This window comes from Leptolyngbya sp. NIES-2104, from assembly GCF_001485215.1.
In the GTDB taxonomy this organism is placed as follows: Bacteria; Cyanobacteriota; Cyanobacteriia; order Leptolyngbyales; family Leptolyngbyaceae; genus Leptolyngbya.
Genome location: NZ_BBWW01000001.1, coordinates 4,682,806 through 4,694,811, shown reverse-complemented (window position 1 = coordinate 4,694,811; position 12,006 = coordinate 4,682,806). Strand labels below are relative to the sequence as shown.

Below are 12,006 nucleotides of genomic sequence, written 5' to 3'. Positions count from 1 at the left end.
CGAACGATAATATAGTCGATCATCATGCAAAACCGGGTGTCGTGGTTCCACTAGCTATCGAATGATTTTCTTCTTTCTTACTTTTTTGCTGCTACGTCTAATCTTCTGGTTTGCAGCATTTCCGAATTCAGATGAAGCTTATTACTGGCTTTGGGGACAGCATCTCGATTGGTCTTATTATGATCATCCACCGTTGCAGGCTTGGATTCAGGGAATATTCAGCGCGATTTTTGGTCGATCGACATTCACCCTCAGATTGCCGAACTTATTAAGTAGTCTCGCTTTCTTTTATACTTATTTTCTAATTGTACGATATCTACACAAAGATCTAAATGTTCGGGTGGTTACGCTGCTTGTGTTATCTACACCACTCTATTTTATATTTCTAGCGCTTGCTTGGCATGATCATTTATTGATTACGTTCTCGCTGATTTCTGCCTATCTACTTGTTCGATTTTTGGATAGTTATCTTTCAGATGGATGTGGAGAAACTTGGCGATTGTATGGAAGTGCGATCGCGCTTTCTCTCGCATTTCTCTCCAAGTACAATGCAGTTTTTGTCGCGCTCGGATTTTTTGCCACACTGATGACTCAGGCTCGATTGCGTCCTTTGTTTCGCGATCGACGGCTTTATATCGGAATTGCGATCGTGTTAACTTGCCTGATTCCGATTCTGATTTGGAATGTTTATAATGATTTTCAGTCGCTTCGATATTATGTCGATCGTAGCGTTAATCCAGTTGTTTCAGGAATCAAAATCGGTCCATTTCTTGGATTCACACTTGTTTCGTTTTTTATAGTTTCTCCGTTCTGCTGGATTGGCTTTTATCGATTACTCAAAACTCGCTTATCGGTCAATTCAATTTATCCGATCGTTGCATTTTGGATTTTTGCAATTTCTTCGATCCTACTAACGATAATTTCTCTAATGTCAGCGGCATTGTATTACTGGAATATCACAGCTTATTTGTTATTATTTCCTCTGTTGCCGTTTGTGTTGAAGAAACCGAAACCTCATGTGATCTATGGATTGATAATTTCAGTAATTATCGTCATTCACTATACGGTGTTACCGCTCTCTGCACTGATTAGCAAAGATGCTGACCCAGATTCTCGAATGTTGTTTGGCTGGAAAGAAGTTGCTACGATCGTACAATCCGAATCTCAAACCCTAAATAATCCATTGCTAGTTACATCTGATTATCGTTCTGCTTCAGCGTTGGCGTATCAAATGAACAATCGGAATGTGATTGCAATTAGCGATCGTCTTGATCAATTCGATTTCTGGTACCGCGATCCAAGACCATTACAGGGCAAAGATGCTGTGATTCTCTCAGATGATTGGTATCCAGCGGAATTGATGGTACTCTCGAAATTCGATCGAACTTCTGAACCGATTACCGTTCCTGTGAAACGCTTCGGAGTTTGGATCAAAAACTACTATGTGCGTAAAGGCTACAACTTCAAACCGTAATGGACTGCATACATTTAACTCAGATTCGAGGCTACGGATACACGGGCGCACTGCCAGAAGAACAGGTGCTAGGTCAATGGTTTGAAGTGGATTTGACGCTTTGGATTGATTTGGCAAAGGCAGGAGACAGCGATCGCTTATCTGACACGTTGAATTACTGTGATGTGATTGAAGTGACGCAGAAATTGATCAAAACATCGAAATTCAATTTATTAGAAAAATTGGCAACTGCGATCGCGCAATCAATTCTGCAATTCGAGCAAGTTTCTCAGGTACAAGTGAAATTAACAAAACCTGCTGCACCGATTCCAGATTTTGGTGGAAAAATTGCGATCGACATTGTGAGAAAGAAAGCCTAATCTTTCCAAAATGTCTCATTCAAAATTGCGTCAATATCTTGGCTAAACTGCCATTCATCAGGAAATTTAACTTTGGCATATTCCGATCTCACCTTTCTTAAAGCGTCGAGATACCAGTCCGAAAAGCCTTCTGTGAGAAAATTGCTTAAGCTTGGAGAGAACTCTAAGAGCAGCCTAATCTCTCGACGTTGATCTCCGATCGTCACCATCCAATTGCCATTATCATACGCGCTGTCGATATACACTCGCTTGAGAATGTGTGCGATGAGAACAACGAAACGATTTCTTAATTCGCGTTTTTCCGCACGTCCCAAACTTTCAATCTCCTCGATCAAGTTCTCAATATCTAGCTGATCAAACTTTCTAGCCTTGAGTTTTGCAGCCGTATCATCAATCCATAAAGCGAAATCTTGTTCGTATAGGGAAACTTGGGGAATCGATCGCGTCATGCTTCATTCTCCTGAGCGCTACTGCCATTGTAAGATTCGGTCGTTGATTGAAGTGAGAAAACTGCCCTTGTTAGCCGCATTACTTTACGGAAAAGAAGATTTGCGATTAGAAACGATCGACGATCCCACGCCTGGAAATGGGGAGATCGTGATCGAAGTGGGAGCCGCGACGACTTGCGGAACAGATTTGAAAGTCTGGCGACGGGGCGGACACGCGAAGATGTTGAAACCGCCGACGCTGTTTGGACATGAGGCAGCAGGGCGAATTGTGGCGATCGACAAATCCATCACAAATTGGAAAATCGGCGATCGCGTCGTTGCGAACAATTCCGCTCCTTGTTTATCCTGCTTCTTCTGCCAGCGCAAAGAATTTTCACTTTGCACTGATTTAAGCTTTAACAACGGAACATTCGCCCAGTATTTGAAAATTCCAAGCGCGATCGTTCAACACAACCTATTACCGATCCCCGATCATGTTCCTGATGCGATCGCATCGATGACCGAACCTTTAGCCTGTGTCTTACATGGAATTGCTCGATCGAACTACAAACCGAATGATCGAATCGTTCTTCTCGGTGATGGTGCGATCGGCTTAATGTTCGTTGCAGTCATGGCTCCAAAAACCGAATTCTATGTATTTGGTGGAAATGACGATCGATTAGCAATTGCCAAAAAATTCGGAGCCGCGAAAACGTTTAACTATCGGCAAATTCCCAACGTCCCAGAAGCGGTCAAAGAACTCACTGACGGATGGGGAGCCGATATTGTGATCGAAGCGACTGGGGTTCCGAGTGCTTGGGAAACTGCGATCGAGTGCGCTCGTCCGGGTGCGACCGTCAATTTATTTGGGGGTTGTCCACGCGAAACCAAAATTTCCGTCAACACCGAACAACTCCACTACAATGAACTGACGCTTAAAGGGGTGTTTCATAATACGCCGGAGTTTGTGCGATCGGCACTTGAACTTTTGGCGAGTAGAACCATTCCATTTGAGTTACTGGTTAGCGATCGACAACCGTTGCAGAACCTCGAACAAGTCTTCCAGGATATGGAACAGCGCAAAGTGATCAAAGTCGCAATTGAGCCGTGAATGATAAGCCTGTCTTCTTTGGAGTAGAACCATGAAAAAGATTGGCTTGATGATGGGTGGATTGATGCTGATGGCGACTCCTGCCCAAGCGATCCCTGGACAAACCCTTGATGAAGCTGCGGTCTGGATGCAGTCTAATTCAACCGTTCGCCCCAGTCCAAATGAGAAATTTTTAGTGCGGCGGATCAATACCGCAGCCCAACAGATGACCTTTCACGCCTCGGTCATGCCCCCCGGAAAATTGGCGAGACTGGCACCCAGAGGGCGTATCATTCGCAGTGAAATGCTGTCTCTATTTGATATGCGAAATGGAGTGACATTAAATCGACTGCGGGAATCGGTGCGATCGATCTACGGATTAGAAATCGCACGCGATTTTGAGCAGGCTGAACTCGTCAAAAACTACCCAACCGAAGACCGCATTCAAGAAGCAGTGATTAAACAGAATACTCAACTTGCAGCACAGCAGGGAGAATTGCGGCGGGGAGAGCGGTTCGCGTACTGGATCGAAGTCGCTCAAACCGAGAACGGTAAGGCTTATTCGGGACAATTGACGGTGTTTCTACTCGATGACTTGGAAAAATTGCGATCGGAGTTAGCAAATCGATGAACTGGCGGCACTTCATTCCGTTTTTTGACACAACCGCGATGGATTGGGCAATCACGCCCCGATTATTGCGCTGGTTGACCTTCGTCTGGTTGTTTGTTGGACTAGCGGTAATGTATAGTGCCTCGTTTCCGGTCGGAGACGCGCTCGGCGATGGTTTGTACTACTTCAAGCGGCAACTTTTAGCGATCGCGCTCGGAATGATTCTCTTCAATGTGCTGATTCATTCCCCGCTACGGTACATCCAGGGAATTTCGAGCTTCGCATTTATCGGCTTACTGGCTGGAATTCTGCTAACGACGGTGATCGGGCGCGAGGTGAATGGCGGTCAGCGCTGGTTTGAAGTAGGAAAATTTTTGATTCAGCCGTCTGAGTTGATCAAGCCGTTTCTGGTGTTGCAGAGTGCACGAATCTTTGGGCAGTGGGAGCGGCTGACGTGGAAAGTCCGGTTGACTTGGCTCGGATTGTTTTGTTTATTGTTGATCGGAATCTTACTGCAACCGAATTTAAGTACGACTGCGCTTTGTGGAGTCACCTTGTGGCTGGTGGCACTCGCGGCGGGACTCCCTTATTTATATTTGGGTGGAACCGCGGCGGCGGGTTTGTTTCTCGCGCTTTTGAGTATTAGCATTCGGGAATATCAGCGGCGGCGGGTGATGTCGTTTTTGAATCCCTGGTCTGATCCGCTGCAAGATGGCTATCAGTTGATTCAGAGTTTGTTAGCGATCGGGTCTGGTGGATTAACCGGAGTCGGATTTGGTTTATCGCAACAAAAGCTATTTTATTTGCCGATTCAATATACCGATTTCATTTTCGCGGTGTTTGCTGAAGAGTTCGGCTTGATTGGTTGCGTGTTGTTCATGCTGATGTTGGTGGTTTATGCAACGTTCGCGTTGATTGTGGCGCGGCAGGCGAAGAATGCGGTGCATCGATTAGTCGCGATCGGGGTTATGGTGATTCTCGTCGGTCAATCGCTGCTTAATATCGGAGTCGCAACGGGCGCATTGCCGACCACTGGACTACCGTTACCTTTTTTCAGCTACGGTGTGAATTCGATGGTGTCGAGTTTGGTGTGTGCGGCGTTGTTGATTCGGGTGGCGCGTGAAAGTAGCGAAGCGCGGGTAATGTCGATCGACAATCCGAAAGTGATTTCATTTGCTGAAGCGAGAACCCGACGAATGAAGCCCAGACCGTCACGCTAACTCTTAGAATATTAGAGGCGCTTCAAATCGCTTAATATTCCTCAGTTAGTCCTATGTTCGAGACGCTTCAAACCCAACTTTATGAGCTTTCGCAATTTGCCGATCGCTTAGTTTCGTCCCAACTCGCACACATTACGCCTGTGAGCATTGGTGTAATTTTTGCAGCGGGATTGCTCACGAGTCTGACTCCTTGTACGTTGTCGATGTTGCCGATTACGATCGGGTATATCGGCGGCTATGAGGCGAAATCTCGCTGGCAAGCGGCGGCACAATCGACCTGGTTTTCGCTTGGATTGGCGACGACTCTAGCGGGATTGGGAATCGGGGCGACATTGCTTGGAAAAGTGTATGGACAGGTTGGAATCGGTTTACCGATCGTCGTGAGCGTTATCGCGATTTTGATGGGATTGAATTTATTAGAAGCGTTACCGTTTGCGCTACCGTCAATCGGGGGAACGGATTGGATTTCTAAAGAACTGCCTGCGGGGGTGCGATCGTATCTCTTAGGAGTCACGTTCGGATTAGTCGCTTCACCATGTAGTACTCCAGTGTTAGCAACGATTCTGGCTTGGATTGCATCAACCGGAGATCCGATTCTGGGCGGTTCACTTTTACTGTGTTACACCGCTGGTTATGTTGCACCGTTGATATTAGCGGGAACGTTCACGGCAGCGATTAAAAAATTACTAGAATTGCGGCGCTGGTCGGGTTGGATTACACCCGTTAGCGGTGCTTTGTTGGTTGGGTTTGGTGTGTTTTCGTTAGTGTCGCGATTTGCATTTTAAATATGACTTTTACAGAATTCGTAGCGGTTCCAAAACGGTATTTTAAGAAAGAACTATTGCCTGTTCTCGCAGATTTGAAATTGGCGATCGTGCTTTTGTTAGCGATCGCGGTTTTCAGTATTACGGGAACGGTGATCGAGCAAGGGCAATCGATCGCGTTTTATCAAGCGAACTATCCGGAACATCCTGCATTATTCGGATTCCTTACCTGGAAAGTGCTACTGGTCGTAGGGCTTGATCATGTCTATCGAACTTGGTGGTATTTAGCTCTACTCATTCTGTTCGGTGCGAGTCTCATCGCTTGTACCTTTACCCGTCAATTACCCGCTCTGCGCTGGTTTTCTCGCACTTGGAACTTTTACAGTCAGCCCCGCCAATTTCGTAAGTTTGCGCTGAGTGCAGAGTTTCCGAAAGGCGACATCAATCAGCTTGCAACTTTACTGGAACAACGGAAATACAAAATTTTCCGAGAAGGTGAAAAGCTATATGCACATAAAGGAATTGTGGGGCGGATTGGTCCGATCATTGTTCATGCTGCAATGATTTTGGTGCTGGTGGGTGGTGTGATTGGTGCAACGACGGGCTTTATTGCTCAGGAAATGGTTCCGAGCGGCGGTAGGTTCAAAATTGATAATGTCGTTGATGCTGGGATTTGGGCGGCTCCACAGATTCCAAAAGATTGGTCGGTGAAAGTAAATCGCTTTTGGATTGATTACTTACCGACCGGCGAGATTGATCAGTTTTATTCGGATTTGTCCGTGTTGGATAAAGACGGGAAAGAAGTCGATCGCAAAACGATTCACGTCAACGAACCGATGAAACACAACGGCGTGACGATGTATCAAGCCGATTGGTCGATCGCTGCAATTCAAGTTCGACTCAATAACAGTCCAGTCCTTCAGTCCCCGATGGCGAAACTCGATGCCGTGGGGGGTCGAATTTGGGGTACTTGGCTCCCGTTGAAACCGGATATGAGCGATGGCGTTTCCCTGGTTGCGAAAGACTTACAGGGGTTGCTGTTGATCTATGACATGGACGGAAAGCTAATCTCAACGGTTCGGAAAGGAATGGCGGTTGAGGTGAAAGGGGTGCGATTGTCGATCGTGGATCTAATTGGTAGCACCGGGCTACAAATCAAAGCTGATCCTGGAATCCCGATCGTCTATCTCGGTTTCGGTTTGTTGATGTTAGGTGTGATCCTTAGCTATGTGTCTCACTCTCAGATTTGGGGCTTAGAACAAGAGGGAGCAATCTATATCGGAGGCAGAACGAATCGCGCTCAGGTCACATTCGAGCGGGAATTTTTGGGCATTTTGGATGCGATCGACCAAAATGGAGCGGAGTCTACTCCGACTAGCCAACTCGCTCAGACCTAATTCATGCCTTATCGCCTTTCTTTACTGTTGACGATCGTATTTATCGTTCCGCTCGGTTACTTTGTGCGATTCTCTCCAATGTTTCCAGACTGGTTTAGCGATGTCTTTGGCAGTATCGCTTACCAGATTTTCTTTATTGCACTGGTGCAGTTTTGGTTTCCGAAAATGTCGATCGCGAAAACTGCGATCGGGGTCTTTCTCTTCTCTTGCGCGATCGAATTTCTGCAACTCTGGAAGCCGCCTTTTCTCCAAGCCATCCGCGCTACGCTTCCTGGTCGATTAGTCCTCGGAAATACGTTTTTGTGGTCAGACTTCCCACCTTACGGTTTGGGTTGTTCTGCAGGGTGGCTTTGGCTGAAATTCTTACGTCGCCTTCCATAGTTCGTATCGATCGCGAATCCATTTCATTGCAGGGCGTTCAACACCAAATGTAATTCCAGTGGCAATCAACATCATCGCGATCGTCGTTACTAAAATGCTGAGATTCGGATCAACGTTGATTTGATACAGCGATCGGATCATGGCGTAACCAATATTCTGATGCACCAAGTACAAACTATAAGAAATCGTTCCCAGGAAAATCAGCGGCTTAGTGCAAATCCATTTCAGATAACCTTGAAGCGCTAGATGAAACACAAGAACGAACGCAGCAACGAATAGCGTCGTTTCCCAGTTTGTTTCGGAAGAGTAAGCAATCTTTTGCATCAGAATACAAACCGCGATCGTGGCTCCCCGTTGCCAAGTTAACCCGCTTTGTTTCATACGATATAGCACCATTCCCAACGTGAATAAATGCGCGTATTTGAATAGAAAAGCTTCTCGAAATAAATCCCTGATCTCTGCAACAAAATTCAGTTTACTGCTTGCAACCATCAGCGGCATCGAGCCAACACGACCGGAAAACTCAGGCACTTCGACGATCGTGCCCCATCGCGCCGTATAAGTCTTAAAAGCTAGATAAGCCGCGATCGACAACCAAACAATCACTACTTTCTCAATGTGTTTCAGCCATTGCAACCGATACACAGCAAACATCAACCCGTAGAAACACAACTCAAGCTGAAGTGTCCAGTACACATCATCGACATGAGGAACTTTGAAAAATCCATGCAGCATCGTGAAATTGACCAATCCTTCGATCTGTGTCACTTGCAGCGTCGGAATTTGAGCGATCGCGACCACGATACTCGTCAGCGCGATCGCAACCCAGTACGCCGGATACAACCTTGCTGCCCGTCCCACAATAAAATCTAATCCGCGCTTTGTCCGCTCCAGCGACATCAGAATCACAAAGCCGCTAATCATGAAAAATAATTCCACCCCATGCCGCCCGATCGCGAAGTAAAACCAGAGCGCTGAGGAATGCTGAAATAACGTAGCGTACTGGCTAGTGTAGTGAAACAGAACGACGCTAAATGCTGCAATTCCGCGCAAAACATCTAATTCGAGGAATCGATTTGAGGAAGACTTTACAGGTGAATTCACGGGGATGGGAATAGAAACTTCAGCGCTAGTCTGCCCAAGTTTCTATTCCAGATTGGGCAGTGATTACGCCTGTTTCTGATGCGTGACTTCAACCACGGTGTGAACATTCCCACGCGGCGTGTAGTCGGCTTTCACCGTGACTTCTAACGGATTACAAGCTTCGACCATATCATCGAGAATTTGGTTTGCGGCTTCTTCGTGGGAAATGTAGCGATCGCGATAACTATTGATATAGAGCTTAATCGCCTTCAACTCCACCACCCGTTGATCAGGCACATAGTTGACATAGATCGTGCCGAAATCGGGATAGCCAGAAAACGGACACTTGCACGTAAACTCTGGCAGCGTAATCGAAATCGTGTACCGTCTTCCGGGTCTAGGATTGGGAAATGTGATGAGCTTGCCTTCTTCGATCAGGCGTTCCCCGTACTTCACTTCCGGGTGTTCTTGCGCTTGTGTCATATTGAATTGAGAGAAAATAACCTGATCGATCTTAGCAATCGGATTTACACGGATGCACGATTGAAACAACTGATTTTTTAGCGATTCTCTCAGCAATCCCCGAATCTCCAGCTTTTATTGAAAATTTTTCTGCAAAAAACTTGACTAAAAGTGCGTTGATTGCTTCAATTGCAGCTATTCTGAGGCATCACCATTTCGAGCTTTTTCGGATTACTTTTACAGCTATGAACCCCATGACGCAAAAAACGCCACCTCGATCGGTTAACTTGCCTCCTACATCGGTTGCACACGCTCCTGCTGTCCCCATCTCGGTGTATCGCGAAGTCGTTGCAGAACTTCAGGCAACCAAAACCGCAATGGAGTCAATCAAAACTGAAAATCAGAAGTTGGCTCAACAAAATCAACAATTGCGTCAAGAGATCGAAAAAACGGTACAAGCCGCCCTCCAACTTCGCAAATTCTCGAACGCGATTCAGCCTTCTACGGCTCCGTCTGCTCCTCGTGTGGATTTGACGATCGAAGAGCCAACCTTTCACATTCCAGTAATGCCGCCTCGGATGCTTGCTGAACCCGTCGCTGAACCGCTCCCGCCCCATTTGGAACTGAAGCCACTTGAACCGATCGAAGAAAAGCTAATCATCGAACAAGACAGCAAACCCCGTCGCAAAATCAAGCCAGAAAAAGAGTCTTACATCGAATTAAACGGCTGGATGCTGGCGGTTGTGATTGGCTTAATTGTTATCAGTGCCTTTGGTGCAGGCTTCTTGTTGGTGCGTCCGTTGTTAGCTCCTTCCTCCAAGTAACGTCTTGATTCGTAACACTCAAATTACGAATTGCTACTGAGAATTCCGATTTTTCGCGGGTCGTGCGAAACTCGAAGATCAGCACTGCGATCGGGTAAACTGGCTATCGATCGTATTCGTTGTTACAAAATCTTTTTTGTGAACAATGATAGATAGTGTCATGCCCGAACGATAGAAATTAGGATTAAGGAGTGTAAGCGCTTGAAAAAGGTTGAAGCGATTGTTCGCCCATTTAAACTCGATGAAGTCAAAATTGCATTAGTCAACGCTGGAATTGTCGGAATGACGGTTTCTGAAGTCCGAGGGTTTGGACGGCAGAAAGGTCAAACTGAGCGCTACCGGGGATCTGAATACACGGTTGAGTTTTTACAAAAGCTCAAAATCGAAATCGTGGTCGAAGATGATCAGGTGGATATGGTGGTTGATAAAATCATCGTTGCCGCTCGAACGGGAGAAATTGGAGACGGTAAGATCTTCATTACTCCAGTGGATCAAGTGGTTCGGATTCGGACGGGTGAGAAGAACTTTGAAGCGGTTTAGCGACACTAATTTTTAACTGATTCAAACGATGAGAGGCAGCCCGGTTTGGATTGCCTCTTTTTGTTGATTGTAAATTTGATGATTTCTCGCGCTCCGTTGTTTGTCCGCCCCGAATTCCATTCCGGGGCGGGTTAGCAACGAAGTGAGAAGACTAATCAAACTGACTTACTGCACAGGTCTTAATCGCGTTAATTTCAGCTTAAAAGGTCCGCCTGCGGTTTCTCCAAACGCTTTCACCCGAACGATGTAATTTCCAGTTCGCGCAATTCGAGTAAACAGTAACGAATTTGTCGTGCCATCCGGTCCATCATCGTTCTCTGCCACGGTTGATCCATTCGTCGTCATCAACATCACGATCGAATCAAAACTATCCGAGGACAAATCGATCGCAATTTGATCCCCCGCCTGCAATTGCACAAGATAATCCCGCGCAAAATTGCCCTGTCCGGTGGGAATATCCGCATCCGATAAGCGATCGTTGACTTCTCTGCCTGGTGTCAGCGGAATCGGGGCATACGGTCGATTTGGTGTTTGGGCAATTGCGCTCGTCGAAACTGAAATCGCAACGGGAACCGCCCAAAGCCAAGACATCCATCGTTTCATGTTCACTTCTCACTTCCATCTATTGCGCTTGATTGAGAACTTGCTCTAATGCGGCGAGTTCAACATCTCCAGAGAATACACGACCATTCATCACAAAAAACGGCGTTCCATTGATTCCCAGTTTTTCCGCGAGTTGCAAATCTTGAGTGATAGCGGCTTCGGCGGATGCAGAATTGCGATCGCGATCGAACCGCCCTACATCTAGTTTCAAGCTTTTCGCCAAACTCGCATACAACGGCTCTCCTAATTCTTTCTGCTGTGCGAACAGTCCATCATGAAATTCCCAGAATTTCCCTTGCTGTCCGGCTGCCCAAGCTGCTTTCGCTGCTGGAAGTGCTTGAGCGTGAATACTCGTGAGTGGTAAATGCTCATAAACCAGTGTGGCGCGATCGCTGTTCTTTGTCACGAATTGCCGAACCGTTCCCGCTGCGGCTTGACAATACGGGCACTGAAAATCAGAGAATTCGACTAAAACCGTTTTCCCTTTGCCTTTGGTGGGCGATTGACCAATTACTGCCTTGGAATTCTGCTGCAATTCCTGCATAAAAGACTGTTGTGCTTTGCGCTGTTCGTCTTGTTGAGTGCGTTGATAAGCCTGCACCGAATCGAGAATCGCCTGTGGATTTTTCTTAATCACTTCTAAAACTTGAGCTTCAAATTTCGGATCAATATTCGAGTCTGCCTGCACTGGAGCAGAACAGCTAAATAAAACAAGGCTGATTAGTATCCAGCCCATGAATTGTTTAAGTCTTTTCATTGCGTTCCTAGTGT

The 12,006-nt window shown here is 46.5% G+C and carries 15 protein-coding genes; 10 read left to right on the top strand and 5 right to left on the bottom strand.

The window, feature by feature from the left end; genetic code table 11:
- Positions 1–85: 85 nt before the first annotated feature.
- Positions 86–1,474 carry a glycosyltransferase family 39 protein gene (locus NIES2104_RS22605; protein ID WP_225895276.1) on the top strand — a complete coding sequence of 463 codons (1,389 nt, stop codon included), beginning with the start codon at positions 86–88 and terminating at the stop codon, positions 1,472–1,474.
- Entirely contained in the window at positions 1,474–1,833 is a 360-nt protein-coding gene (gene folB, locus NIES2104_RS22600; RefSeq protein ID WP_059000509.1) for a dihydroneopterin aldolase, read from the top strand. The genes NIES2104_RS22605 and folB overlap by 1 nt, the downstream gene beginning before the upstream one ends.
- Here folB and NIES2104_RS22595 read toward each other — a convergent pair.
- Positions 1,830–2,282, bottom strand: coding sequence for a DUF29 domain-containing protein (locus NIES2104_RS22595; RefSeq protein WP_059000508.1), 453 nt, complete (start codon positions 2,280–2,282; stop codon positions 1,830–1,832). The genes folB and NIES2104_RS22595 overlap by 4 nt on opposite strands.
- Between NIES2104_RS22595 and NIES2104_RS22590 the strand changes: the two genes are divergently transcribed.
- From NIES2104_RS22590 to NIES2104_RS22565, 6 genes are read left to right on the top strand one after another with little or no spacing between them, the layout of a single operon-like run.
- The gene (locus NIES2104_RS22590) at positions 2,281–3,372 is read left to right on the top strand and encodes a zinc-binding dehydrogenase (RefSeq protein ID WP_263971015.1); all 1,092 of its coding nucleotides are present in this window, start codon (positions 2,281–2,283) and stop codon (positions 3,370–3,372) included. The two genes, NIES2104_RS22595 and NIES2104_RS22590, sit on opposite strands and share 2 nt — an antisense overlap.
- Before the next feature lie 31 nt (positions 3,373–3,403).
- Positions 3,404–3,982, top strand: coding sequence for a hypothetical protein (locus tag NIES2104_RS22585; protein WP_072218118.1), 579 nt, complete (start codon positions 3,404–3,406; stop codon positions 3,980–3,982).
- Complete coding sequence (locus tag NIES2104_RS22580) at positions 3,979–5,181, top strand: FtsW/RodA/SpoVE family cell cycle protein (protein ID WP_059000507.1); 1,203 nt, start codon at positions 3,979–3,981, stop codon at positions 5,179–5,181. Before NIES2104_RS22585 ends, NIES2104_RS22580 begins: the two co-directional genes overlap by 4 nt.
- Positions 5,182–5,234: 53 nt before the next feature.
- Positions 5,235–5,966 carry a cytochrome c biogenesis protein CcdA gene (locus NIES2104_RS22575; protein ID WP_059000506.1) on the top strand — a complete coding sequence of 244 codons (732 nt, stop codon included), beginning with the start codon at positions 5,235–5,237 and terminating at the stop codon, positions 5,964–5,966.
- Between the two features lie 2 nt (positions 5,967–5,968).
- Positions 5,969–7,342, top strand: coding sequence for a cytochrome c biogenesis protein (locus tag NIES2104_RS22570; protein WP_059000505.1), 1,374 nt, complete (start codon positions 5,969–5,971; stop codon positions 7,340–7,342).
- Positions 7,343–7,345: 3 nt separating this feature from the next.
- Entirely contained in the window at positions 7,346–7,723 is a 378-nt protein-coding gene (locus NIES2104_RS22565; protein ID WP_059000504.1) for a DUF2809 domain-containing protein, read from the top strand.
- Here the strand turns inward: NIES2104_RS22565 and NIES2104_RS22560 are convergent.
- Together NIES2104_RS22560 and queF are read right to left on the bottom strand one after the other, a co-directional pair.
- Entirely contained in the window at positions 7,706–8,827 is a 1,122-nt protein-coding gene (locus NIES2104_RS22560; protein ID WP_059000503.1) for an acyltransferase, read from the bottom strand. The two genes, NIES2104_RS22565 and NIES2104_RS22560, sit on opposite strands and share 18 nt — an antisense overlap.
- Before the next feature lie 63 nt (positions 8,828–8,890).
- Entirely contained in the window at positions 8,891–9,289 is a 399-nt protein-coding gene (gene queF / locus NIES2104_RS22555; protein ID WP_059002018.1) for a preQ(1) synthase, read from the bottom strand.
- Positions 9,290–9,522: 233 nt separating this feature from the next.
- Between queF and NIES2104_RS22550 the strand changes: the two genes are divergently transcribed.
- Positions 9,523–10,092 (top strand): hypothetical protein, encoded by a 570-nt coding sequence (locus NIES2104_RS22550; RefSeq protein WP_059000502.1) that lies wholly within the window; start codon positions 9,523–9,525, stop codon positions 10,090–10,092.
- Positions 10,093–10,293: 201 nt separating this feature from the next.
- On the top strand, positions 10,294–10,632 hold the full coding sequence (locus NIES2104_RS22545) for a P-II family nitrogen regulator (RefSeq protein ID WP_059000501.1): 339 nt from the start codon (positions 10,294–10,296) through the stop codon (positions 10,630–10,632).
- A 165-nt stretch (positions 10,633–10,797) separates the two neighbouring features.
- Here NIES2104_RS22545 and NIES2104_RS22540 read toward each other — a convergent pair whose 3' ends face one another.
- On the bottom strand, positions 10,798–11,223 hold the full coding sequence (locus NIES2104_RS22540; RefSeq protein WP_225895275.1) for a peptidase: 426 nt from the start codon (positions 11,221–11,223) through the stop codon (positions 10,798–10,800).
- A 31-nt stretch (positions 11,224–11,254) separates the two neighbouring features.
- Positions 11,255–11,992 (bottom strand): DsbA family protein, encoded by a 738-nt coding sequence (locus tag NIES2104_RS22535; RefSeq protein WP_059000499.1) that lies wholly within the window; start codon positions 11,990–11,992, stop codon positions 11,255–11,257.
- Positions 11,993–12,006 lie beyond the last annotated feature (14 nt).